The sequence below is a fragment of the Microvirga subterranea genome, from assembly GCF_003350535.1.
Lineage (GTDB): Bacteria > Pseudomonadota > Alphaproteobacteria > Rhizobiales > Beijerinckiaceae > Microvirga > Microvirga subterranea.
Genome location: NZ_QQBB01000001.1, coordinates 878,078 through 902,580, shown reverse-complemented (window position 1 = coordinate 902,580; position 24,503 = coordinate 878,078). Strand labels below are relative to the sequence as shown.

The 24,503-nt window shown below is 67.4% G+C and carries 23 protein-coding genes; 14 read left to right on the top strand and 9 right to left on the bottom strand.

Annotated elements, in window-relative coordinates; genetic code table 11:
• Nucleotides 1–6 precede the first annotated feature (6 nt).
• From DES45_RS04265 to DES45_RS04230, 8 genes are all read left to right on the top strand, one after another.
• Nucleotides 7–1,221 (top strand): ABC transporter substrate-binding protein, encoded by a 1,215-nt coding sequence (locus tag DES45_RS04265; protein WP_114768695.1) that lies wholly within the window; start codon nt 7–9, stop codon nt 1,219–1,221.
• Between the two features lie 55 nt (nt 1,222–1,276).
• Nucleotides 1,277–3,124 (top strand): ABC transporter permease, encoded by a 1,848-nt coding sequence (locus DES45_RS04260; RefSeq protein ID WP_114768694.1) that lies wholly within the window; start codon nt 1,277–1,279, stop codon nt 3,122–3,124.
• Nucleotides 3,121–3,897, top strand: a complete 777-nt coding sequence (locus tag DES45_RS04255) for an ABC transporter ATP-binding protein (RefSeq protein WP_114768693.1) — start codon at nt 3,121–3,123, stop codon at nt 3,895–3,897. Before DES45_RS04260 ends, DES45_RS04255 begins: the two co-directional genes overlap by 4 nt.
• Nucleotides 3,894–4,607 (top strand): ABC transporter ATP-binding protein, encoded by a 714-nt coding sequence (locus DES45_RS04250; RefSeq protein ID WP_114768692.1) that lies wholly within the window; start codon nt 3,894–3,896, stop codon nt 4,605–4,607. The genes DES45_RS04255 and DES45_RS04250 overlap by 4 nt, the downstream gene beginning before the upstream one ends.
• 124 nt (nt 4,608–4,731) lie before the next feature.
• On the top strand, nt 4,732–5,046 hold the full coding sequence (locus tag DES45_RS04245; protein ID WP_114768691.1) for a 2Fe-2S iron-sulfur cluster-binding protein: 315 nt from the start codon (nt 4,732–4,734) through the stop codon (nt 5,044–5,046).
• Nucleotides 5,047–5,116: 70 nt separating this feature from the next.
• Complete coding sequence (locus DES45_RS04240) at nt 5,117–6,160, top strand: NAD(P)/FAD-dependent oxidoreductase (protein WP_114768690.1); 1,044 nt, start codon at nt 5,117–5,119, stop codon at nt 6,158–6,160.
• Between the two features lie 63 nt (nt 6,161–6,223).
• Nucleotides 6,224–7,462 (top strand): allantoate amidohydrolase, encoded by a 1,239-nt coding sequence (locus DES45_RS04235; protein WP_114768689.1) that lies wholly within the window; start codon nt 6,224–6,226, stop codon nt 7,460–7,462.
• Nucleotides 7,459–7,893, top strand: coding sequence for a GNAT family N-acetyltransferase (locus DES45_RS04230; RefSeq protein ID WP_114768688.1), 435 nt, complete (start codon nt 7,459–7,461; stop codon nt 7,891–7,893). Before DES45_RS04235 ends, DES45_RS04230 begins: the two co-directional genes overlap by 4 nt.
• On the opposite strand, the gene DES45_RS04225 is transcribed toward DES45_RS04230, so the two are convergent.
• The gene (locus DES45_RS04225; protein ID WP_114768687.1) at nt 7,890–8,411 is read right to left on the bottom strand and encodes a GNAT family N-acetyltransferase; all 522 of its coding nucleotides are present in this window, start codon (nt 8,409–8,411) and stop codon (nt 7,890–7,892) included. The genes DES45_RS04230 and DES45_RS04225 overlap by 4 nt on opposite strands.
• 80 nt (nt 8,412–8,491) lie before the next feature.
• Here DES45_RS04225 and DES45_RS04220 point away from each other — a divergent pair, with 80 nt between their 5' ends.
• The gene (locus tag DES45_RS04220; protein WP_114768686.1) at nt 8,492–8,791 is read left to right on the top strand and encodes a hypothetical protein; all 300 of its coding nucleotides are present in this window, start codon (nt 8,492–8,494) and stop codon (nt 8,789–8,791) included.
• Between the two features lie 52 nt (nt 8,792–8,843).
• Here DES45_RS04220 and DES45_RS04215 read toward each other — a convergent pair whose 3' ends face one another.
• The 5 genes from DES45_RS04215 to ugpB form a co-directional block, all read right to left on the bottom strand.
• Nucleotides 8,844–10,475 carry an HAL/PAL/TAL family ammonia-lyase gene (locus DES45_RS04215; RefSeq protein ID WP_114768685.1) on the bottom strand — a complete coding sequence of 544 codons (1,632 nt, stop codon included), beginning with the start codon at nt 10,473–10,475 and terminating at the stop codon, nt 8,844–8,846.
• Between the two features lie 765 nt (nt 10,476–11,240).
• Nucleotides 11,241–12,317, bottom strand: coding sequence for a sn-glycerol-3-phosphate import ATP-binding protein UgpC (locus DES45_RS04210; RefSeq protein ID WP_114768684.1), 1,077 nt, complete (start codon nt 12,315–12,317; stop codon nt 11,241–11,243).
• A gap of 109 nt (nt 12,318–12,426) precedes the next feature.
• Entirely contained in the window at nt 12,427–13,275 is an 849-nt protein-coding gene (gene ugpE, locus DES45_RS04205) for a sn-glycerol-3-phosphate ABC transporter permease UgpE (RefSeq protein ID WP_114768683.1), read from the bottom strand.
• Nucleotides 13,275–14,156 (bottom strand): sn-glycerol-3-phosphate ABC transporter permease UgpA, encoded by an 882-nt coding sequence (gene ugpA, locus DES45_RS04200; RefSeq protein WP_114768682.1) that lies wholly within the window; start codon nt 14,154–14,156, stop codon nt 13,275–13,277. Before ugpA ends, ugpE begins: the two co-directional genes overlap by 1 nt.
• A gap of 120 nt (nt 14,157–14,276) precedes the next feature.
• A complete protein-coding gene (gene ugpB / locus DES45_RS04195) occupies nt 14,277–15,587 on the bottom strand; it encodes a sn-glycerol-3-phosphate ABC transporter substrate-binding protein UgpB (RefSeq protein ID WP_114768681.1) in 1,311 nt (436 codons plus the stop codon).
• Between the two features lie 211 nt (nt 15,588–15,798).
• Here ugpB and DES45_RS04190 point away from each other — a divergent pair, with 211 nt between their 5' ends.
• Entirely contained in the window at nt 15,799–16,467 is a 669-nt protein-coding gene (locus DES45_RS04190) for a hypothetical protein (protein ID WP_114768680.1), read from the top strand.
• A 104-nt stretch (nt 16,468–16,571) separates the two neighbouring features.
• Here the strand turns inward: DES45_RS04190 and DES45_RS04185 are convergent, their stop codons facing one another.
• Nucleotides 16,572–17,780, bottom strand: coding sequence for an NAD(P)/FAD-dependent oxidoreductase (locus DES45_RS04185; protein ID WP_114768679.1), 1,209 nt, complete (start codon nt 17,778–17,780; stop codon nt 16,572–16,574).
• A complete protein-coding gene (locus tag DES45_RS04180) occupies nt 17,777–18,205 on the bottom strand; it encodes an Lrp/AsnC family transcriptional regulator (protein ID WP_114768678.1) in 429 nt (142 codons plus the stop codon). Before DES45_RS04180 ends, DES45_RS04185 begins: the two co-directional genes overlap by 4 nt.
• A 115-nt stretch (nt 18,206–18,320) precedes the next feature.
• Here DES45_RS04180 and DES45_RS04175 point away from each other — a divergent pair, with 115 nt between their 5' ends.
• The 4 genes from DES45_RS04175 (at nt 18,321) to DES45_RS04160 (ending at nt 23,430) form a co-directional block, all read left to right on the top strand.
• Complete coding sequence (locus DES45_RS04175; RefSeq protein ID WP_114768844.1) at nt 18,321–19,448, top strand: saccharopine dehydrogenase family protein; 1,128 nt, start codon at nt 18,321–18,323, stop codon at nt 19,446–19,448.
• A gap of 215 nt (nt 19,449–19,663) precedes the next feature.
• Nucleotides 19,664–21,229 (top strand): L-piperidine-6-carboxylate dehydrogenase, encoded by a 1,566-nt coding sequence (amaB, locus tag DES45_RS04170; protein ID WP_114768677.1) that lies wholly within the window; start codon nt 19,664–19,666, stop codon nt 21,227–21,229.
• A gap of 83 nt (nt 21,230–21,312) precedes the next feature.
• A complete protein-coding gene (locus DES45_RS04165) occupies nt 21,313–22,989 on the top strand; it encodes a thiamine pyrophosphate-binding protein (RefSeq protein WP_114768676.1) in 1,677 nt (558 codons plus the stop codon).
• Between the two features lie 183 nt (nt 22,990–23,172).
• Nucleotides 23,173–23,430: a YjhX family toxin gene (locus DES45_RS04160; RefSeq protein WP_114768675.1), complete on the top strand. Its 258-nt coding sequence runs from the start codon at nt 23,173–23,175 to the stop codon at nt 23,428–23,430.
• Between the two features lie 35 nt (nt 23,431–23,465).
• Here the strand turns inward: DES45_RS04160 and tal are convergent, their stop codons facing one another.
• Nucleotides 23,466–24,437, bottom strand: a complete 972-nt coding sequence (tal, locus tag DES45_RS04155) for a transaldolase (RefSeq protein ID WP_114768674.1) — start codon at nt 24,435–24,437, stop codon at nt 23,466–23,468.
• Between the last annotated feature and the right edge of the window lie 66 nt (nt 24,438–24,503).

The following is a 24,503-nucleotide window of genomic DNA, read 5'->3' as shown; positions in this document are numbered from 1 at the left end:
TGGGTGATGGCGAAAATTTCGACGATCTGCTGGCTGGCTTTTGGAGCAGCGCTCGCACTCGGAACACCATCGGTTCATGCGCAGCCGGCCGGCAATGCCCCGATCAAGATCGGCGAGCTGAACTCCTATGCCAGGCAGGCGGCCTTCACCGTGCCCTACCGCAACGGCTGGCAGCTGGCCCTCGACGAGATCAATGCCAAGGGCGGGGTTCTCGGCCGCAAGATCGAGATCGTCTCCCGCGAGGACGGCGCCACCACGGGTGACGCCACCCGCGTGGCCGAGGAGCTGGTGACCCGTGAGGGCGCGGTTCTGCTCTTCGGCTCGTTCCTGTCGAATGTGGGCGTGGCCATGGCGGATTTCGCCAACCAGAAGAAGATCGTCTACATCGCCGCCGAGCCCCTGACCGATGCCATCACCATGGCGCAGGGCAACCGCTACACCTTCCGCATCCGCCCCAACAACACCATGCAGGTCGGCATGCTGGTGGATCAGGCCAAGGCCTCCGGCGCCAAGCGCTGGGCCATCGTGGCGCCGAACTACGAATACGGCCAGTCGGCCGCGGAGGTGTTCAAGCGCCTCATCAAGGAGCGGGTGCCGGGCGCGGAGGTCGTGGCCGAGCAGTATCCGGCGCTCGGCAAGATCGAGGCCGGCGCGACCGTCTCGGCCCTGGAGCAGGCCAAGCCCGACGGCATCTTCAACGTGCTCTTCGGTCCCGACCTCACCCAGTTCGTCCGCGAGGGCAACACCCGCGGCCTGTTCGAGGACAAGACGGTCCTGTCGCTGCTCACCGGCGAGCCCGAATGGCTCCTGCCCCTGAAGGACGAGGTGCCCGAGGGCTGGATCGTGACCGGCTATCCCTGGGACGAGATCACCGATCCCAAGCACAAGGCCTTCGTCGACGCCTACCGGGCCAAGTTCAAAGACACGCCGCGCCTCGGCTCGCTCCTCGGCTACATGGTGCTCTACATGATCCGCGACACGATCGAGCGCGCCGGCTCCACGGATACTGATGCCCTCATCAAAGCGCTGACGGACGCGAAGTTCGACACCGTCATCGGTCCCGTCTCCATGCGCGGCATCGACCATCAGGCGACCATGGGCGCCTGGGTCGGCAAGCTGGCGCTGAAGGGCGCGACCGGCGGCATGACCGACTGGAAATATTTCGACGGCACCTCGTTCATGCCGACCGAAGCCGAGGTCAAAGCCGTACGGAAGGACTAAGGCCTTGGAGCGACCGGCCCGCCCCTCGCTTCCCGCGTTGGGAGGCTGACGAGCCATGGACCCTTCGTTCATCGTCATCCAGGCCCTTAACGGGCTCGCCAGCGCCTCGTCGCTCTTCATCACCGCCTGCGGCCTGACGCTCGTCTTCGGCGTCACCCGGATCGTGAACTTCGCGCACGGCTCGCTCTACATGATCGGCGCCTACACGGCCGCCACCCTGGTGCCGTGGCTGCTTCAGTTCTATTTCGGCCCGGTGACCTTCTGGGCCGGCATCCTGGCCTCCGCCTTCGTGGTCGGCCTCATCGGCGTTCTCATCGAGGTCCTGCTGCTGCGGCGCATCTACGGTGCGCCCGAGCTGTTCCAGCTGCTCGCTACCTTCGGGGTGGTGCTGGTGATCCAGGATGCGGTGGTGCAGGTCTTCGGCCCGCAGGACATCCTCGGCCCGCGCGCGCCGGGATTGCGCGCGCCCGTCGAGATTCTCGGCCGCCGTTTTCCGTCCTATGAACTCGTCCTCATCGCCGCCGGGCCCCTCGTTCTCGGGCTCGTCTGGCTTCTGCTGCGCAAGACCCGGTTCGGCGTGCTGGTGCGTGCCGCCACGCAGGATCGGGAGATGGTCGCGTCGCTCGGCGTGAACCAGGCCGTGCTCTTCACCGGGACGCTGTTTCTCGGGGCCTTCCTGGCAGGGCTGGGCGGCGCTCTCCAGATCCCCCGCGTCGCCGCCAACACGGGCATGGACCTGTCGGTCATCGCCGAGAGCTTCGTCGTCACCGTGGTCGGCGGCATGGGCAGCGTGCCCGGCGCCTTCCTGGCGGCGCTCATCATCGGCCAGCTGCAGGCCTTCGGCATTCTGGTCTTCCCGAAGGGGACCCTCGTGGTCGTCTTCCTCCTGATGGCCGTCGTGCTGGCGATCCGGCCGAACGGGTTCTTCGGGCGGCCCGAGATCGTCGGCGGCACCCATGCGGTCGGCATCGCGAGCCGGACGCCGCAGCCCTGGCACAAGGTCGCTGCGCTGGTCGTGCTGGTGCTTCTGGCCTGCCTGCCCCTTGTGGCCGATCCCTACCTCCTGAAGGTCGCGACCGAGATCCTGATCTTTGCCCTCTTCGCCTTCAGCCTGCAGCTTCTCATCGGGGTCGGCGGCATCGTCAGCTTCGGTCATGCGGCCTTCTTCGGCCTCGGAGCCTACGGGGCGGCGCTCGGCGTCAAATTGCTGTCGGCCCCGATGGAGGCGGCGCTGCCCCTCGCCATCGTGCTGGCGGCGTTCGGCGCCGCGTTAATCGGCGCCTTCGTGGTGCGCCTCTCCGGCATCTATCTCGCCATGATGACGCTCGCGGCCGCGCAGATCATCTATGCGGTGGCCTTCCAGTGGGTCGACGTCACGGGAGGCGACAACGGCATCGTCGGCGTCTGGCCCTCCGACTGGGCCGGCGGCCAGACGCGCTATTACCTGCTGGCGCTGGGACTGACCGCGCTCGCCATCCTGCTCGTGCGCATCGTGATCGACGCGCCCTTCGGCTATGCGCTTCGCGCCGCCCGCGATTCGGAAGCACGCGCCGAGGCCATCGGCCTCAACGTGCGCCGGCTGCGCTGGCGCGCTTTCATCCTGTCCGGAGCGACCGCCGGCCTCGCGGGCGGGATCTATGCCTTCTCCCGCGGCTCGGTCGATCCGAGTCTGCTCGGCATCCCGACCTCGGTCGACGCGCTCACCATGCTGCTCCTCGGGGGCATCCAGACCATCACCGGGCCGCTCGTCGGGGCGGGCGTGCTCCACGCCCTGCGCGACCAGGTCATGCCGCTGACCTCCCACTGGCGCCTGATCCTAGGCCTGAGCATCATCGCCATGGTGCTGATCTTCCCGCGCGGCCTCGTCGGCACGGTCGCGGCATGGCGGGAGGCACGCGCATGAGCCTGCTGGCGGTCCGCAATCTCGGAAAATCCTTCGGCGCCGTGGTGGCGGCGCGCGACGTCGGCTTCACCCTGGAGCGCGGCGAGATGCTCGCCCTGATCGGCCCGAACGGCGCCGGCAAGTCGACCGTCTTCAACATGATCGGCGGGCAGCTCCGGCCCGACCGGGGCCAGGTGCTCCTCGACGGCCGGGACATCACGTCGGCCTCGCCCCAGAGGCGCTTCCGCCAAGGCGTCGGCCGCACCTTCCAGGTGGCCCAGACCTTCCTGTCCATGACGGTGGCCGAGAACGTCCAGATGGCGCTCATCAGCGGCCGGAGGGAGACCCAGGAGCTGTCGGGACCCGTCCGGGTCCGGCATCGCGACGAGGCCCTGGCGCTCCTTGGCCTCGTGGGCATGCAGGATGCGGCCGACCGCGCCTGCTCGGCGCTCGCCTATGGCGACGTGAAGCGCGTCGAGCTCGCCATCGCGCTCGCAGGCCAGCCGAAGCTCCTTCTCATGGACGAGCCCACCGCCGGCATGGCGCCGCGGGAGCGCGCCGCCCTCATGGACCTCACCGCTTCGATCGCCGCCTCGCGATCCATCGGCGTGCTGTTCACCGAGCACGACATGGACGTGGTCTTCGGCCATGCGGACCGGGTGCTGGTGCTTCTGCGCGGCGAGATCATCGCCGCAGGCGCGCCCGACGCGATCCGCCAGGATGCCCGTGTCCGGCAGGCCTATCTCGGCGACGAGCATGCGCTCGATCCGCCGGCGGCAAGGAGCCCCGCATGAGCGCTCCCCTGCTCGAGGTTCGCAACCTGTCGGCCGCCTATGGCCGGGCGCGGGTCCTGTTCGGTCTCTCGTTCGAGCTCCATCCCGGCGAGGTGATGGCCCTGGTGGGCCGCAACGGGGCCGGCAAGACCACGACCCTCAAGGCGATCATGGGGCTCGTGCCGGCCTCGGCCGAGCGGCTCGCCTTCAAGGGCCGATCCATTGTCGGCCTGCCCACCTACCGCATCGCCCGATTGGGGCTCGGCTATGTGCCCGAGGACCGGCGCATCTTCACGGATCTCACGGTCGAGGAAAACCTGGAGGTCGGGCGCCGCGAGGCGCGGGCGGGCCTCTCCCCCTGGACACCGGAGCGGCTCTTCCGGCTGTTCCCGAACCTCGCCGAGATGCAGGGGCGGCGCGGCAACCAGATGTCGGGCGGCGAGCAGCAGATGCTCTCCATCGCCCGCACCCTCATGGGCAATCCGGAGGCGATCCTGCTCGACGAGCCGTCGGAGGGGATCGCCCCCGTCATCGTCCAGATGATGGCCGAGGCGGTCCGGGCCATGAAGGCGGAGGGGGTCGCCGTGCTCCTGTCTGAGCAGAACTGGGCCTTCGCGGCGGGGATCAGCGACCGCGCCTGCGTGATCGAGCGGGGCGAGATCCGCTTCCAGGGCTCCATGCAGGCCCTGATGGCCGATGCGGCCCTGCGGGCCGAGACCCTGGGGGTTTAGGGCAAATCGCCCAAGCGGAGCCCAAGACATTGACGGATCGGGCCAAACGACCGATATGCACCCGGTCCGGCGCGTCCTGCGCCGTTCTCCAGCATTCAAGCGCTTTTAGGGGAAGTCCCGCTTCATGGGCGTCATCCATGTGACCGATCGCGAAGGCCAGCGCCACACCCTCGAGGCCATCGAGGGCTGGCGGGTCATGGAGATCATCCGGGATTGGGGCCTGCCCATCGAGGGCCTGTGCGGCGGGGCCTGCGAATGCGCCACCTGCCATGTCTTCGTGGCCGAGGAATGGATCCCCAAGCTCTATCCGGCCACCGAGGAGGAGGAGGACCAGCTCGACACGGTGGTGACACAGCCGAACTCCCGCCTCTCCTGCCAGATCCTCTGGACCCCCGAGCTCGACGGCCTGGAGGTCACCCTCGCCCCGACGGGGACCTGATTCGTCAAGCCTGCCGCATTGCCAAACGCCGGAGACCGTGCTTTTCGGGACCCTGCGAAGGAGCCAGTTCATGACCGACAATATCGAGACCGACGTCGTCATCATCGGAGCAGGACCCGTGGGCCTGTTCGCCGTCTTCGAGCTGGGCCTCCTCGACATCAAATGTCACGTGGTCGACATCCTGCCGAAGGTCGGCGGCCAGTGCGCCGAGCTCTACCCCGAGAAGCCGATCTACGACATTCCGGGCTTCCCGATGGTGACGGGCCAGGGCCTCGTCGACAATCTGATGGCGCAGATCGAGCCGTTCCACCCGACCTTCCACCTGAACGAGATGGTGGAAAGCGTCGAATCGATCGGCACGCCCGAGGCTCCGCGCTTCCGGGTGAAGACCTCCGAGAACGAGACCACCTTCATCTGCAAGTCGCTCATCATCGCGGCGGGCGGCGGCTCGTTCCAGCCCAAGAAGCCGCCGATCGAGAACATCGAGGCCTATGAGGGCACGGGCGTGTTCTACGCCGTGCGCCACATGCAGATGTTCCGCGACAAGAAGGTTCTGATCGTCGGCGGCGGCGATTCCGCCCTCGACTGGACCGTGAACCTGCAGCCCATCGCCAAGCGTCTGACGCTGCTCCACCGCCGCGACGCCTTCCGGGCCGCGCCGCACACGGTCGAGAAGATGCGCTCCCTCGTGGCCTCCGGCGACATGGACCTGCATCTCGGCCAGGTCGCCTCCCTCAAGGGCGAGGCGCCGGTGCTCGAAGGCGCGGTGATCCGCAAGGACGACGGCTCTACCTTCGAGGTCGATTGCGACGTGATGCTGCCGTTCTTTGGCCTGACCATGAAGCTCGGGCCCATCGCCGAGTGGGGCCTGAACCTGCACGAGAACCTGATTCCCGTCGACACCGAGAAATTCGAGACCAACGTTCCGGGCATCTTCGCCATCGGCGACATCAACACCTATCCGGGCAAGCTCAAGCTCATCCTCTCGGGCTTCCACGAGGGCGCGCTCGCGGCCCAGAAAGTGCACCGCTACGTGTATCCGGAGAAGAAGCTCCTGTTCCAATACACGACCTCCTCCACGAGCCTTCAGAAGAAGCTCGGCGTCGCGGCCTGATCGGTCCCGGAGCGGCCCGTCTCCCCCTTGCGGAACGGGCCGCTTCCTGAAAATGTTCGGGGCATGACCATGCCCTCAGATCTTTCCCTCGGCCGGCGCGCGATGGCGCTGCTCGACGCTCTCGGCAAACACAGCGACGAGCCCGGACGCCTCACCCGCCTCTATCTCTCCGCGGCCCATCGCGAGGCCGCCGAGACGACGCTCCGGTTCATGCGCGAGGCCGGGCTCGACAGCCACATCGATCCGCTCGGTTCGGTCGTCGGGCGCCTGGAGGGCGCCGATCCCGACGCCCCCGCGCTCGTCATCGGGTCCCACATCGACACGGTCGTGGATGCCGGACGCTTCGACGGCACACTCGGCGTCGTGCTCGGCATCGTCGTGGTCGAGGCCCTACGGGCCGAGGGCGTCGTGCCCGCCTGCCCGATCGAGGTTCTGGCTTTCGGGGACGAGGAGAACGCGCGCTTCCCGACCAATCTCTCGACGTCTTATGCGCTCTCGGGCCGGTACGACCCGGCCTGGCTCGACGGACGCGACCAGGACGGCGTGACATTGCGCGAGGCGCTGACGCGATTCGGCGGCAGCCCTGAGGGCATCGCCGGCATCGCGCGCAATCCGGCGCGCTACCGCGGCTATCTCGAAGTCCACATCGAGCAAGGTCCGCTGCTGGAGGCGAAGGACCTGCCGGTCGGAATCGTGTCGGCCATCAACGGCATCACCCGCGCCCGCGCCGTCGTGACGGGCGAAGCGGGCCATGCGGGCACCGTGCCGATGAGCATGCGCCGGGATGCGCTTGCGGCGGTGGCCGAGATGATCGGCATCGTCGAGCGCGCCGGCGCGAAGCGCAGCGACACGGTCGCGACGGTGGGCGTCGCGCAGGTGCAGCCGGGCGCCATCAACGTCATTCCGGCACGGGTGGATTTCACCCTCGACGCGCGCTCGCCCGACGATGCGGTGCGGCATGCGATGGTGCAGGACATCCTCAGCGAATGCGAAGCGGCCGCGCAGCGCCGCGGTGTCGGCTTCACGATCGAGCCGTTCATGGACTCGCCCGCGACGCCGATGGACAAGGACCTGATGCTGCGCCTCGAGCAGGCGATCGGCAGCATCGGGGTCGAACCGCTGCACCTGGCCTCCGGCGCGGGACACGACGCGGTCGCGATGGCGGCGTTGTGTCCCGTCGCGATGCTCTTCGTGCGCTGCAAGGGCGGCATCAGCCACAATCCGGCGGAGTCGATCACGGTCGAGGATGCCGATGCGGCCGCGCGCGCCTTGCTTGAAACGGTGAAGACGATCGTCGCATGACCCACAGCCTTGCTCTCGTCACCAGCCCGGATCCCGGAATCCGGGCGGACATTCTCGACGGCCTGCGCGACTTCAACAGCACCGTGCTCTTCCCTGGCCTCCAGGTGGAGAATGTCGCGGTCGTCATTCGCGACGACGCGGACGGGGCCATCATCGGCGGGCTCTGGGGCCGCACCGGCTTGGAATGGCTGACGATCGAGCTGATCTTCGTGCCCGAGCACCTGCGCGGACAAGGCATCGCGCGCCGCATCATCGCCATGGCCGAGGAGGAGGCGCTGCGCCGCGGCTGCCATTCCGCATGGCTCGATACGCTCAACCCCGATGCGCTGTTTCTCTACGAGCGGCTCGGCTATGCGCGCTTCGGCGAGCTGGCCGATTTCCCGACAGGCCGCAGCCGGTATTTTCTTCAGAAAAAGTTGAAGGCCTGCTAACTCCGCGCCGGCCAGTCCTCGCTGAGGATCGCCCAGCGCTCGTGGTCCCGCCATTCCCCGCCGATCTTGAGATAACGCGGCGAATATCCTTCCTGACGAAATCCGAGACGCTCCACGAGCGCGCGGGACGGTGTGTTGCCGGGCTGGATGTTGGCTTCGAGACGGTGGAGGCCGAGGTCCTTGAAGGCATGCGTTACGGCAAGCGCGACCGCTTCGCTCATCAGCCCGCGGCCGCTCATGCCGACGGCGCCGTAATAGCCGAGATAGGCGCTCTGGAAAAACCCGCGCACGATCTCGCTGATGTTCACGATGCCGGCGATGCGCCCGCTGCTTCTCTCGCGCGCCACGAGGCCGACCGCGCGCTCGGTGCCGCAATTCTTGAGATAGGCATGGAAGCCGACTTCGTCGCGGCACGGATAGACCCACGGCTCGTGCAGCGCGATGCTCGCGAGGTTCGAGTTAACCAATTCGACACAATCTTCGGCTTGAACGGGCCTGATGATGACGGAAGCGGGCATGATTTTGGTCTCAGCAGCAGGAACCAAGGCATAGCCTCGTCGTTGTCGTTTGTCCTGTTACAATAACGAAGGAATGGATCATGCGCGCCATCGTCCTCCCCGCATTCGCCCTCGCCCTTGGTGCAGGCTTCTTCGCCGCTCCGGAAGCACAGGCCCGTTTCAACGGCGGCCCGATCGCAGCTCCGTCCCTCGTGGAGGACGTCGCCTGCGTGACCCGTCGTGTCCGCACCGTGCGCCCGAACGGCCGCGTGGTGTACCGCACCGAGCGCCGCTGCGGCGTGAGGCCGACAGGCTGGAACAACCGCTGCCGCATGGTGACCGAACGCGTCTACCGCCCGAACGGCTCCGTCGTCGTGCGCAACGTGCGCCGCTGCCGCTGATCGGCTCCGATGACAGCTAAGGCCCGGCTTGTCCGGGCCTTTTTCTTTGTCGTCACTCCAGCGCGCCGACGGCGCTCTCCACCGCCTCGACCACGGCGCCGGAGCGCACGAGATCGAGCGCTTGGCGCATTTCCGTGGCGTACCAGCGGTCGCCGTCAAGGGCCGGTGGAATGACCGCGCGGATGGCCTCGATGGCGGCCTGCGAGCCCTTGCCGAGCGGGTAGTCCTTCGCGACCGGATCCACGAGCGTGAGAGCCTGCGCGGCCATCAGCAATTCGCCCGCCACGATCTGCTCCACGTTCTCCACGATCGTGCGCGCCTTGCGGCCGCACCAGGTGGAGTTGGACACGTGGTCCTCCGCGTTTGACTTGCCCGGAATCGAATCGACGGAGCCCGGCGTGGCGAGCCCGCGGTTTTCCATCACCAGCGCCGACATGGAGCACTGCACGGTGGCGAAGCCCGTGTTGAGCCCGCGCTTGCCGGCGAGCAGGTTGCGCGGCAGCCCGTAGGACATGGTCGGATCGATGAGGCGAGCCAAGCGCCGCTCCGAGATGGAGCCGAGATCCGCCATGGCGATGGCGAGCACGTCCATGGCCTGCGCCACGTACTGCCCGTGGAAGTGACCGCCGGAGATCGACACGTAGCCGCCGTTGCCGTCGTCGAAGATGAGCGGGTTGTCGGTGGCGGAATTCATCTCCGTGCCGATGATGCGCTCCACGTATTCGATCGCCTCGACGGCCGGTCCGTGAACCTGCGGCGTGCAGCGCAGGGAATACACGTCCTGCACGCGCGGGCTCGCGGGCGTGCCGGGCTGGCGCGGCTCGTCCGGAAACACCACGTCGCGCGCGGCTTGCGAGCAGCGCTTCGTACCGTCGAGAATCCGCAGGAGGTTGCGCGCGACCTTGGCCTGTCCGGGATGCGGACGCGCCCGGTGAACGCGCGGATCGAAGGCCGCAAGCTCGCCGCGCATGGCCTCGAGCGACAGGCACATGGCGATGTCGGCGTGTTTGAGCAGGCGGCGCGCGTCGAAGGTGGCGAGGGAGCCGAGGGCCAGCGACGTGGTCGAGCCGTTGATCAGGGCGGAGGCGTCCTTGGCGCCGAGCTCGAAATCGGGGCTGAAGCCTGCCTTCGCGATCGCTTCGCGCGCGGGCATCAGGCGGCCCTCGTAGACCATGTGGGCCTCGGCGAAGCCGCAGACCGCGCCGGCCATGTGGGCGAGCGGCGCAAGATCGCCGGAGGCGCCGACCGACCCCTTCTGTGGGATGACCGGATGCAGGCCTGCATTGAGGAAATTGATCAGCCGTTCGACCAGCTCGACGCGCGGCCCGGAATAGTTCGACGCGAAGGCGTTGGCGCGCAGCAGCATCATGGCGCGCGTCACGTCCTCGGCGAACGGCTCACCGATACCGGTGGCGTGGGCATAGACCGTCTTGCTCTGGTAGGCTGCCATGTCGGCGATGAGGACGCGCTGGTCCTTGAACAGGCCGACGCCGGTGTTGAAGGCATACATGAGCGGCGCGTCGTCATGCATCCAGGTCTTGTCGATATAGGCCCGCGTGGCGGCGATGCGCTCGCGCGCCTCCGGCGCCAGCATGGCCTCCGCGAACCGGCCGTGAGCGTTCGGGCGCGCCACGCGCACCACGTCCTGGATACCGAGACTTTCCCCGTCGAGCTTGACCGTCATCGCTGTTCCTCGCTGTCGCTCAAGGGATAATGGGGCTTCGTGCGGGGCGCAACCGCCGCGCCGCGACGGGCGCCCACGGGTGATGGGCTCCACGCCGTTTCGGGCGCGAAGGGCTGTTCGTCTGGTCCTGGCACTCTCGTTGAGACGAGGGAAGCGCGGGACGCGTTGGGCCTCGCGGTCCGAAGCGGAGCGCGAAGAGTTCGGGGCGGGAGCCGCCCGGACGGGAAGCGCAACCGCATCCCGCGCGCGGCTTGTCCCGGCTCCGGCCTCGCGCTCCGGCGCATGATCCGGGACCCCACAGCAGTCCCCATGCACCTTAGGGCGCTCGTTCGCGCAGCTCCGCCGGCGTGTCAGGCCTGCGGCGCGGGCGAGGCTGAGGAGAGGATGAAGACGGCCCTGCCCGAACAGACCCGCCTGCCTCGTCTCCCGCTCGGAGCCGTGCCGCCCGCGGGGTGCGAAGCCGCCGACGATCACAGCCGCATCCGCTCTCCTCGACCGACGCCTCGGGCGCGTCCCTCGCGAGAGCGAACGGCAACGATATAGCCAAGCTTGACGCGGCAGTCAAGAACAAATGAGGAACATCGTCTCTGCTCGTCAGTCGGGGCCGGGCAGCGGAGCCTGGAACCTGTCAACCCTACGCAAGCGAAAAGGCGCTGCGATGCTTGCAGCGCCTTTTCCTTTGACTGTCAGCGGTACTGGGTTCCGAGCCCGGCTCCGACGCGCCGGCCTGAATGCCCATAGGACGCGGAGGAGCTGCCGCAGTGCTTACGCGCGGCCGAGGCGCTTCGTCGTCTGCGGGTCGAAGAGGTGGACGTTGGTCGGATCGATGGAGAGCGTCAGGGTGCGGCTGTCGGCCGGGATCTGGCCGGTCGAGGCCTGGACCACGAACTCCGTGCCGGCGACCTTGCCGTGGAACAGCTGGGTCGCGCCGAGCTCCTCGACGAAATCCACGTCCATCGTCAGGCTGCTGCTGCCGGCGGCGCCCGCCTGGACGTCCTCCGGACGCAGGCCGACCTCGATGGCCGAGCCCGGGGCGAGCCCGTCGCGCATGTCGGTGACGGAAATGGTCTGGCCGCCGACGGAGACGCGGCCGGGGCCCTCGACCTTACCGGGGAGGATGTTCATGGGCGGGGAGCCGATGAAGGTCGCCACGAACCGGGTCTCGGGACGGCGATAGACCTCCGCCGGGGTGCCGACCTGCTCGATCTGGCCGCCCGACATCACCACGAGCTGGTCGGAGAGCGTCATGGCCTCGACCTGGTCGTGCGTCACGTAGATCGACGTCACGCCGAGCGCCCGCTGGAGGCGCTTGATCTCGACGCGCATCTGCACACGCAGCTTGGCGTCGAGGTTCGAGAGGGGCTCGTCGAACAGGAAGACCTGCGGCTTGCGCACGATGGCGCGCCCCATGGCCACGCGCTGGCGCTGGCCGCCGGAGAGCTGGCGCGGCTTGCGGGCGAGGAACGGCTCGATCGCCAGGATGCGGGCCGCCTCCTTCACGCGCTTCTCGATCTCGTCCTTGGGCGTGCCGCGGTTCTTCAGACCGTAGGCCATGTTGTCGTAGACGCTCATGTGCGGATAGAGCGCGTAGTTCTGGAACACCATCGCGATGTCGCGGTCGGCGGGCTCGACCTCGTTCACGACCCGGTCGCCGATCTTCACGGCGCCGCCCGAGATGGTCTCGAGACCAGCGATCATGCGCAGCAGCGTGGATTTTCCGCAGCCCGACGGTCCGACGAGCACGCAGAACGAACCGTCCTTGATGCCGAGGGACACGCCCTTCACGGCCTCGACATTGCCCGTATAGACCTTCCGCACCGTATCGAGCGTAACGCCTGCCATAGTCTTCAACCCTTCGCTTCGGCCCGGCCGCTCAAGGCGCCAGGCGGGATGTTCTTCAATCATGACGTGCCCACCCGCTGCGGGGTGGACGATGCGCAGGATCTGCGCATCACTTCTCGGTTTCGACGAGCCCCTTCACGAAGAGCCGCTGCATGAAGATCACCACCAGCACCGGCGGGATCATGGCGAGCACGGCCGTCGTCATGGCGATCTGCCACTCCGTCAGGGCGTCCTGCGTGGTGATCATCTTCTTGATGCCGATCACAATGGTCTGCATCGAGCTCTTGGTGGTGATCAGGAGCGGCCAGAGATACTGGTTCCAGCCGTAGATGAACTGGATCACGAACAGGGCCGCGATGGTGGTGATCGACAGCGGGATGAGCGTGTCCTTGAAGAACCGGAACGCGCCCGCGCCATCGATCTTCGAGGCCTCCAGGAGCTCGTCCGGGATCGTCATGAAGAACTGGCGGAAGAGCAGCGTGCCGGTCGCCGACGCGATCAGCGGCAGGACGAGGCCCGTATAGGTGTCGAGGAGGCCGAGATCCGCCACGATCTTGTAGGTCGGATAGATGCGCACTTCGACCGGCAGCATCAGGGTGATGAAGATCACCCAGAACGCCGTCTTGCGGAACGGGAAGTTGAAATACACCACCGCGAAGGCGGACAGGATCGAGATCAGGATCTTCCCGACCGCGATGCCCATGGCCATGATGAAGGAGTTCAGCATCATGCCGCCGACGGGCTCGCGCGAGGTGCGCGACGCGCCTTCGAAGATGGTCCGGGTGTAGTTCGTGACCGCCTGGTCGCCGGGCAGCAGGGGCATGTTGCCGTTGGCGATGGTGCCGGCGTCGAAGGTCGAGGCGAGGATCGCCAGGTAGACCGGGAAGGCGACGATCACAATGCCGATCGTCAGCACCAGATAGGCCAGGAAGTTTCTGTAGGGGCGGTTCTCGACCATCAGTACTGCACCTTGCGCTCGACGTATTTGAACTGGATGGCGGTGAGCGCGATCACGATGACCATGAGGATCACCGACTGGGCGGCCGAGCCGCCGAGATCGCCGCCGAGGCGGCCGTCCGCGTAGACCTTGTAGACGAGGGTCGTGGTCTGCCCGGCCGGTCCGCCGCCCGTCACCGCGTCGATGATGCCGAACGTGTCGAAGAACACGTAGACGATGTTGACCACGATGAGGAAGAAGGTGGTGGGCGAGAGCAGCGGGAAGATGATCGTCCAGAAGCGCCGCACCGGGCCCGAGCCGTCGATGGCGGCGGCCTCGATCACGCTCTTGGGAATCGACTGCAGCCCCGCGAGGAAGAACAGGAAGTTGTAGCTGATCTGCTTCCAGGTGGCGGAGAGCACCAGCAGGATCATGGCATGGTTGGCGTTGAGCATCGGGTTCCAGTCGATGCCCAGCCCCTTGATGGGACGGGCCAGGGTGCCGAGCGTCGGATGGAACATGAAGATCCACAGCACGCCCGCGATGGCCGGGGCCACCGCATAGGGCCAGATCAGGAGCGTCTTGTAGCCGTGGGCGAACCGCAGCTGCTTGTCGGCCTGGGTGGCGAGCAGGAGGGCGCAGGACAGGGACAGGAGCGCGACGGCCGTGGAGAAGACCGCCGTCGTCACCATCGCCCGGTAATATTCGGGCTGCGCGAACAGGGCGCGGTAGTTCTCGAACCCGACGAACTCGCTGGTGAGCCCGAAGGCGTCCTCCATGAGGAAGGATTGCCAAACGGCCTGGGAGGCTGGCCAGTAAAAGAAAATGATCGTGATCGCGAGCTGCGGCAGGAGCAGCGCATACGGCAGGATCTTGCTTGAGAAGAGGGCGCGTTTTTCCATCGCGTTCAGGTCACCCTAGGACAGGCCGGCCCGGAGCGGCGACGCCGTTCCGCAGGCTCGTGATAAGATCATCCCGGGCGGTCGGAGACCGCCCGGGATGACGCGTGTGCTTAGCAGGTTTTAGCGGCTGACGGAGCGCTCGAACTGACGCAGGATCTGATTGCTGCGGTTCACGGCGGCGTCAAGCGCGTCCTTGGCGGGCTTCTGGCCTGCGAGGGCGGACTCGATCTCCTCCGAGATCACGTCGCGGATCTGCACCATGTTGCCGAAGCGCAGGCCGCGGGAGTTCTCGGTCGGCTCCTTGTTGGTGAGCTCGATCAGAGGGGTCTGGAGAACCGGGTTCTTCTCGTAGAAGCCGGACGCCTTGGTCTTCTCGTAGGCTGCCTTGGTGATCGGCAGGTAGCCCGACTCCTGGTGGAGCTTGGCCTGGCGATCCGTGTCGGACAGGAACGTGAAGAACTTGGCGACGCCCTTGTACTCGTCGGCCGACTTGCCGCCCATGACCCAGAGCGAGGCGCCGCCGATGATGGAGTTCTGGGGAGCGCCCTGAACGTCCGGATAGTACGGCATCGGCACCGAGGTGTAGTCGAACTTGGCGTTCGCCTTCACGTTGCCGTAGAAGCCCGACGAGGTCAGGAAGATCGCGCATTCACCCGAGGTGAAGCGGCCCTCGGAGCGGCTGTCGCGGCCCGAATAGTCGTAGGTCTTGTCCTTCTGCAGGTCGATGAGGTTCTGCAGGTGCTTCACGTGCAGCGGAGAATTGAACTTCATCTCCGTGTCGAAGCCGTCGAGGCCATTGGCCTTCGTGGCCATCGGCACGTTGTGCCAGGCCGAGAACTGCTCGACGTTCGCCCAGCTCGCCCAGGCGTTCGAGAAGCCGCAGGTGTTGTGGCCGGCGGCCTTCAGCTTCTTGGCGGCGTCGAACACCTGAGGCCAGGTCTTCGGGATCTCGTTGACGCCGGCCTTCTTCAGTTCGTCCTTGTTGATCCACATGACCATCGAGGAGGAGTTGAACGGGAACGAGAGCATCTCGCCCTTGGCCGTCGAGTAGTAGCCGGTGATCGCCGGCAGGTAGGCCTGCGGGTCGAACTTCTCGCCGGCTTCCTTCATCATCTCGTGGACGGGCTTGATGGCGCCGCGGGCGCCCATCATGGTGGCCGTGCCAACTTCGAAGACTTGGAGGATGTGGGGGGCGTTGCCCGCGCGGAACGCGGCGATGCCGGCGTTCAGGGTGTCGGCATACTGGCCCTTGTAGCTCACGACGACCTTGTAATCCTTCTGGGAGGCGTTGAACTCCTCGGCCAGCCGGTTCACGACGTCGTTGTTGGCGCCCGTCATGGCGTGCCACCACTGAATTTCCGTCTGCGCGAACGCGGACGTGCTCGTCGCAAGGCCGACGGCCAGGGCGGCGAGGAAGGACTTATTCTTCATAACCGATCTCTCCCATAGTCATCCCACTAGGGATGTTCTTGTCGTTCATCACCCCTCCGTAAAGGCCGGATGACATTTCCATGACAAAATCATGACAAGCATAGCCGGCTCCAAAATGGAAGCCCTTTCCTTCAGCAGGCTTAACGTCCGCCGGGGAACAGGCCGGAGCGACCATTCGTTGAATGGGTATACCCAAACGGAAAGCGTTCCCATGCCCCGCATCGTCACGGCCCTGTTCCAGGATCACTCCCAGGCTCATCAGGCCCTTCAGGCCCTCATGGAGATGGGCATCGCGCAGTCTCACATCACCGCGATCGGCTTCTCGGAGGCCCGCGAGGTCTCCTCGATCTCGGGGTTCCGCAGCCTGACTCCCTCCGACGATGCCCGCGCCGAGATCGGCGGCCTGGACCTGCCGCAATCCGACCTGCACCTGTTCGAGAGGAAATTGCGACAGGGTTGCGCGCTCATCGCCGCGCGCGTCGACCGGGACAGGCTCGACGAGGCCGTGCGGGTCCTCGAGATGTTCAACCCGCTCGATCTCGACAGCGAGACGCGGGAGGCCGTCGGGGATCGATCCTCCGGAGCCGATGCCGGCGCGCCGCTCGGCGCCGGGCTGACCGCCGGCGCCACGGCCGGCATGACGAACGCCGATGCTCTCCCCGGGATGGGCACCCTGACGAACGCCACCGACGAGCTCGGAACCGCCGACCTCGGAGCCGGGAACACGACGGCCACCGGCGACCGCCGCGACACGGAGCGAGCCGACCGCCCCGGCGTCAACGAGCTGAATGCAGCGTCGGCGCCGCCGGCGCCGCGATCCGGCCCCTTCCAGCGCCACCTCAACCAGGGCAGCCGGGTCCGGATCTACGGCAGGGATTGAAGCCCAGAGCATTTTCCGGCGAAGCTGAACCGGTTCGCCGACAGAAAATGCGGCATGCCGAAGAAGAAGAGCCGATTCCACTGACGTGGAATCAGCCTGAAGCCTCAGATCACGTTGCGTTCGATGAGCGGCCGGTTGGCGACGACACGCTCGTAGCCGAGCTCCGACAGGTCGAGGGTCCGGTAGCCTCCGTCCACGATCAGCTCGGAGAGGCCGCGGCCGATGGCGGGCGCCTGCTGAAGGCCATGGCCGGAGAAGCCGTTGCAGAGAAGGAAGTTCTCGATCCCGCCCGCGGGACCGATGATGGCGTTGTGGTCGAGGAGGCACATGTCGTAGGGCCCCGACCAGGCGCGGCCGGGCCTGATCGCCTCGAAAGCCGGAACCCGATGGGCGAGCGACGGCCAGATGAACTCCTCGAAGAACGCGTGGTCGATCTCCTGGCTTGCCGGATCCTCGTCGTGCCAGTCGGGATCGATGTCGGCCTCCGGCGAGGCGCCGCAGATGAAGTTGCCCTCCCCTTCCGGGCGCACGTAGGCCCCGGAGGTGTCGATGAGGAGCGGGCAGTTGTCGACCGGCCCGCGGCAGCTGAAGGTGAAGACGTAGCGGCGCTTCGCCTGGACCGGGATCTCGAGCCCCGCTTTTGCCGCGAGCGCCCGCCCGCCGGACCCGGCGCAGTTCACGAGCGTCCCGCAGGCGATGCGGGTGCCGTCCTTGAGGCGCACGGCCACGATCTTGGACCCGTCCCGCTCGACCTCCGCCACCTCGCCCTTCACGTATTCGGCCCCGAGCGAGCGCGCCTTCTTGCGGAAGGCCTGGAGCAGGCCCCAGCCGTCGAACCAGCCCTCGCCGGACCGGCCCCAGGTGCCGACCGCGAGGTCCTCCACGTTGAGCCAGGGGAAGCGCTCCTTCAGGGCCGGCGGGTCGAGGAGCAGGATGTCGGCGCCCTCCGCCGCCTGGAGCGCCTGGTTCTCCCTCAACACCGGCGCGCCGGCCTCCGTCGCGCAGTAGAGATAGCCGCCCTCCTTCAGGTCGATGGCCGGCCGCTCCCCGTCGACCGCGAGGTGCTCGCCGATGTTGCGCAGGAACTGGATTCCATAAAGGGAGATGCGGATGTTCACGGCGCTGGAATATTGCTGCCGGATGGAGGCGGCCGAGAGCGCCGAGGCGGAGAGCTGGTAGGTCGGGTCCTTCTCGACCACGATGACCCGCCCCTTGAAGCCCGGATGGGACAAAAGGTGATAGGCCGTCGACGAGCCCATGACGGCGCCGCCGACGATCACGACATCGGCCTGGAGGGAAGCTGTGGACGTCATCGTTCGAACTTCGTTGAGAGGATGATGGAGGACTGGGTGCGCTCCACGCCTTCGAGCGCGCCGATCCGGTCGATGGCGGCGTCGAGGGAGGGAACGTCCTCGGCCTCTACCACCGCCAGCAGATCGAATACACCCGCGACGGAGTGAAGCGCGCGCAATTCTGGCATGCGCTGGAGCGCCGACGCCACCCCGCCCGACGCCTTGGGGGCCACCACGATGGTGACGTGCGCGCGCACCATGCGGCGGCTGACCTCCTCGGCGAGGCGAACGGTGTAGCCGACGATGACGCCCCGCCGCTCCAGACTCTCGACCCGGGCCTGGACGGTCGTCCGCGACAGGTTCAGGCGCCGGGCGGCTTCCGCGTGGCCGATGCGGGCATTCTCTCGCAGGAGCGTAACAAGGGCACGGTCGGTGGGGTCGAGCATCACTATGACCAGTCAGCACGGCATTTCGCCGAAACCTAATGGGCTTTCCGTCAACCTGTCTATGGCGTTCTGCACGCGCCTGCCTTTTTCTCTCCTCATCAACAGGGAGATCCATATGCATTCGATTCTCGTCATCGGCGCCGGCAAGATCGGCTCCACCATCGCCGACATGCTTCACGAGACCGGCGACTACGCCGTGACGGTGGCTGACGGCTCGGCCGAGGCTCTTTCGGCCGTGGCGCGGGACGGGATCAAGACGGTTCAGCTCGACTTCAACGATGCGGTCGCGCTCCAGAACGCCCTCAAGGGCCATGACGCCGTGCTGAGCGCCGCGCCCTACCACCTGACCGGCCACGTGGCCCAGGCCGCGCGCCTCGCCAACGTGCACTATTTCGACCTGACCGAGGACGTCGCCACCACCAAGATGGTGAAGGAGCTGGCCGAGGGCGCCGCCACGGCCTTCATCCCGCAATGCGGCCTCGCGCCGGGCTTCATCTCGATCGTCGCCCACGACATCGCCCGCCGGTTCGACAAGCTCGACACCGTGCGCCTGCGCGTCGGCGCCCTGCCGCAGTACCCGTCGAACGCCCTCTCCTACAACCTCACCTGGAGCACGGACGGCGTCATCAACGAGTACATCGAGCGCTGCGAGGCCGTCGTCGACGGCAAGCTGCGTGAGGTGCCGGCCATGGAGGAGCTCGAGGAGTTCTCCCTCGACGGCACCCGCTACGAGGCCTTCAACACCTCGGGCGGCCTCGGTACCCTGTGCGAGACCCTCGAAGGCCAGGTCCGGAGCCTGAACTACAAGACGATCCGCTATCCGGGCCACTGCGCCCTCATGCGCGTTCTGCTCAACGACCTCCAGCTGCGCAACCGCCGCGAGGTCCTGAAGGACATCCTGGAGAACGCCGTGCCGGCCACCATGCAGGACATGGTCATCGTGTTCGTGACCGTGACGGGCGAGCGCGGCGGACGGCACGTGCAGGAAACCTATGCCCGCAAGGTCTACGGCCAGAAGGTTGCCGGCGTCCAGCGCACCGCCATCCAGGTGACCACCGCGGCCGGCATCTGCGCCATGCTCGACCTGCTGGTCGCGGGCAAGCTGCCGAAGAAGGGCTTCGTCCGCCAGGAGGAGATCGACCTCGACACGTTCCTGGCCAACCGCTTCGGCCGCGTCTACGCGGGCGAGCTCCTGGAAGGCGAGGACGGCACCGCAGCGAAGAAGCTCGTCGCCGTCGCATGACGTTTCGGACTAGGCTCCCGCTTCGCCGGAAGCGGGAGCCCGTCGGGCATCGTTCCGATTTTGCATGATCCTATTCGGGAAAAGCAGTTCCCATATTTCATGGACATGCCTTAAGACGGTGGCAAGAAGGCCACCGTCCGTTCCGTTCAACGACACGCGAGGGTGGCGGGCTCGAGAAATGAGAGCCCGAACCCGCATCCCGATGGGAGATTGACATGTCCGCCCGCGATCAAGCCGCCCTCAAGTCCGTTCCCGCCGCACCCGCGACCGTCGCGGAGGAAGCGCGCGCCATCCTGTCCCGCCTGGGCGTTCCCGACCAGGTCTTCGCCCCGGCCGGCCGTCCGGCCACCTCGCCGATCACCGGCGAGACCATCGTGCACATCCGCGAGACCACCCCGGAGGAGGCCAAGGCCGCCATCGGCCGGGCCGACGCCGCCTTCAAGGCCTGGCGCAAGCTGCCGGCGCCCAAGCGCGGCGAGTTCGTGCGCCTGATCGGCGAGGAGCTGCGCGCCGCCAAGGACGATCTCGGCCGCCTCGTGACGCTCGAAGCCGGCAAGGTCACCTCCGAGGGCCTCGGCGAGGTGCAGGAGATGATCGACATCTGCGACTTCGCGGTCGGCCTCTCCCGCCAGCTCTACGGCCTCACCATCGCGACCGAGCGCGCCGACCACCGCATGATGGAGACCTGGCATCCGCTCGGCGTCTGCGGCGTGATCTCGGCCTTCAACTTCCCGGTGGCCGTGTGGTCCTGGAACGCGGCGCTCGCCTTCGTGTGCGGCGACTCCGTGGTGTGGAAGCCCTCCGAGAAGACCCTGCTGACGGCGCTCGCCACCCAGGCCATCGTCGAGCGCGCCGCCAAGCGCTTCGGCGGCGTGCCGGAAGGCCTGTCCGAGGTGCTGCTCGGCGGCCGCGAGATCGGCGAGATCCTGGTCGAGGACCACCGCGTGCCGGTTCTCTCCGCCACCGGCTCGACCGCCATGGGCCGGCAGGTCGGCCCGAAGCTCGCGGCGCGCTTCGCCCGCGCGATCCTCGAGCTCGGCGGCAACAACGCCGCCATCGTGGCGCCTTCCGCCGACCTCGACCTGGCGCTGCGCGGCATCGCGTTCGCCGCCATGGGCACGGCGGGCCAGCGCTGCACCACGCTGCGCCGCCTCTTCGTGCATGACAGCGTCTACGACCAGCTCGTGCCGCGCCTGAAGAAGGTCTATTCGGGCGTGAAGATCGGCGATCCGCGCGCCGAGGGCGTGCTCGTCGGCCCGCTGATCGACAAGTCCGCTTTCGACGGCATGGAGCGGGCGCTCGACGAGGCGCGCGCCGCCGGCGGCATCGTCCATGGCGGCGGCCGCTACACGGACGGCGCCTGCGCCGAGGGCTACTACGCCCGCCCGGCCCTGGTGGAGATGCCGGAGCAGACCGGCCCGGTGCTGCGCGAGACCTTCGCGCCGATCCTCTACGTGATGCGCTATACCGACTTCGACCAGGTGCTCGAGCAGCACAACGCGGTCGGCGCCGGCCTGTCCTCGTCGATCTTCACCCTCGACATGCGCGAGGCCGAGAGCTTCATCTCGGTGGCGGGCTCGGATTGCGGCATCGCCAACGTGAACATCGGCCCCTCGGGCGCCGAGATCGGCGGCGCGTTCGGCGGCGAGAAGGAGACGGGCGGCGGCCGCGAGGCGGGCTCGGATTCCTGGAAGGCCTACATGCGCCGCGCCACCAACACGATCAACTACGGCAAGACGCTTCCGCTCGCCCAGGGCGTCAAGTTCGACGTCGACGCCTGATCGGCAAACACCTAAACGCCAGGGCGGAGCACCGAAGGGTTCTCCGCCCTTCTCTTACCAACGTCCAGCATCGCGAGCCTTCCATGACAGCGCCCTCCCGCACCGGCGGCCAGATCCTTGTCGATCAACTGACCCTGCACGGGGTCGATCACATCTTCTGCGTTCCGGGCGAGAGCTATCTGGCGGCGCTCGATGCGCTCCACGACGCGGACATCAAGGTCACGGTCTGCCGCCAGGAAGGCGGCGCGGCCATGATGGCGGAGGCCTACGGCAAGCTCACCGGCCGCCCCGGCATCTGCTTCGTGACCCGCGGCCCCGGCGCCACCAACGCCTCGCCCGGCATCCACATCGCCAAGCAGGACTCGACCCCGATGATCCTGTTCGTCGGCCAGATCGAGCGCGGCATGCGCGAGCGCGAGGCCTTCCAGGAGCTCGACTACCGCGCCGCCTTCGGGCCGCTCGCCAAATGGGCCACGGAGGTGGACGATCCGGCGCGCTTCCCCGAAATCGTCTCCCGCGCCTTCCACGTCGCGACGTCCGGCCGACCGGGTCCGGTCGTCATCGCCCTGCCCGAGGACGTGCTGACCGAGATGGCGGATGTGGCCGATGCGCCGCGCTACCAGACGGTCGAGACCCATCCCGGCCTGAACCAGATGGCCGAGCTGCAGAAGCTCCTGCACGGGGCCGAGCGCCCGGTCGTGCTGCTGGGCGGCAGCCGCTGGTCCGAGACCGCCGTGCAGCGCTTCGTGCGCTTCGCCGAGCGCTTCGAGCTGCCGGTCGCCTGCACGTTCCGGCGCCAGATGCTGTTTCCGGCCGATCACCCGTCCTATATCGGCGACCTCGGCCTCGGGGTGAACCCGAAGCTTCTCGCGCGCATCAAAGACGCGGACCTCATCCTCATGGTCGGCGGGCGCCTGTCCGAGATCCCGAGCCAGGGCTACACCCTGCTCGACATTCCGAACGTCCGGCAGAAGCTGGTGCACGTGCATCCCGACCCGAGCGAGCTTGGACGGGTCTACGCGCCGCACCTTGCCATCAACGCCTCGCCGGTCGCCTTCACGGCGGCGTTGGAGGGCGTTCACCCGCCGGCGTCGCTTCCCTGGAGCGACGGCACCAAGGCCGCGCACGAATCCTATCTCGCCTGGAGCGACCCGACGGCGATCCGCCATGCGGGCGCGTTCCAGATGGGCGAGGTGATGGCGCATCTGCGCGAGACGCTTCCCACGGACACGATCTTCTGCAACGGTGCCGGCAACTTCGCCACCTGGGTGCACCGCTTCTGGCCCTTCCGGCACTACGGCACGCAGCTCGCCCCGACCTCCGGGTCCATGGGTTACGGCGTGCCGGCGGCGGTCGGCGCCAAGCGCATCCGTCCGGAGGCGCCCGTGGTGGTGTTCGCGGGCGACGGCGACTTCCTCATGAACGGGCAGGAATTCGCCACCGCCGTGCAGTACGACCTGCCCATTCTGGTGATCCTGCTCGACAACGGCATGTACGGCACGATCCGCATGCACCAGGAGCGCGAATATCCCGGCCGCGTCTCGGCCACGATGCTGAAGAACCCGGACTTCGCCGCCTATGCCAAGGCCTTCGGCGGCTACGGCGAGCGGGTGGAGCGCACGGAGGAGTTCGCGCCGGCGCTGGAGCGCGCGCTCACCTCCGGCAAACCCGCGATCCTGCACTGCCTGCTCGACCCGGAGGCGATCACGCCCGCCATGTCGCTCTCGCAGATCCGCGAGAAGGCGCTGGCGAGCCGCTGATCATTGACGTCCTGACGAAACGGCCCCTATAACGGGGCCGTTTCCACCTGGAGCTTTTATGCGCGGAGAGACCGAGACCCGGTAGGGCCCGCCACCTGAAGGCGGGCATCGGCTGATCGATCGGCCGAATGCGCGCGCGTGCGCGCTTCTCTTCGACACATCACAAAGCTTTGGGTTTTTCCCGTGAACGTTTCACGCAATGGCCAGCGCGTGCTGCACGTGCTCGCGCAGGGCGGTCTCATTCGTCACTACAGGGACGAGAACGGCCGCATTTCCGAAATCGAATGCCTCACCCGCGAGGGATGGCTCATGTCCCTCTGCACGCTCGACCTGTTCAAGGCGCTTCGGCAGAAGGGCCTGATCGCGTCCTCGAACGGAGGTCCCTACCGCATCACGCGCATGGGGCTTCTGGCGGTGCGAAGCCGGCACGACAATCGCTGAGCCGGCTTCTCCGATGTCACGGCAGGGAGGCGGATTTAGGCCGCCTCCTTGCTCTCCAGTCGCTGGGCCACGAGGGTGCGCAGGCTGCGCAGATCCTTCACGAACTGGCGGATGCCCTCGGCGAGCTTCTCGGTCGCCATCGCGTCCTCGTTGAGGGCGAAGCGGAAGGTCTTCTCGTCCATGCGCGGCGGCGCCGGAACCTTCGCGACGGCGTCGGCCGACAGCTTGCGCGGCAGCTCGCCCTCAGCCTTGGCGAGCTCGTCGAGGAGCGCGGGCGAGATGGTGAGCCGGTCGCAGCCGGCCAGCGCCTCGATCTCGCCAACGTTGCGGAAGGAGGCGCCCATCACGACGGTCTTGATCCCTTGCGCCTTGTAGGACGCGTAGATGCTGCGCACGGACAGCACGCCCGGATCGGTCTCGCCCGTGTAGGGACCGCCGCCCGCCTTCACGTGCCAGTCGAGGATGCGTCCAACGAAGGGCGAGATGAGGAACACGCCGGCTTCCGCGCAGGCCTGGGCCTGGGCTTGGCTGAAGAGAAGCGTCAGGTTGCAGTCGATGCCCTCCTTCTGGAGGACCTCCGCCGCGCGGATGCCCTCCCAGGTGGAGGCGATCTTGATCAGGATGCGGTCGCGCCCGACGCCGCGCTCCTCGTAGGCCTTGATGATCGCCCGCGCCTTCGCGACGGTCGCCTGCGTGTCGAAGGACAGGTCCGCGTCGACCTCGGTCGAGACCCGGCCCGGCACGATGCCGGCGAGTTCCGCCCCGAAGGCCACCGCGAGCCGGTCGCAGATCGCCGCCACGACGCCCTCGCGCGATCCGCCCTGAGCGCGGCCCCAGGTCAGGGCCTCGTCGAGGAGATGGGCATAGGCCGGGGCTTCGACGGCCTTGAGCAGCAGCGTCGGGTTGGTGGTGCAGTCCTGGGGCTTCAGGCGGCGCACGGCGTCGAGATCGCCGGTATCGGCGACCACGACCGTCATGGCGCGCAACTGGTCGAGCTTGGAGGGCATGGAAAACTCCGTGAATGGCTGGAAAGAGCCTTAGCGCCTCTCTTGGGCGAGGTGAAGACCACGCCG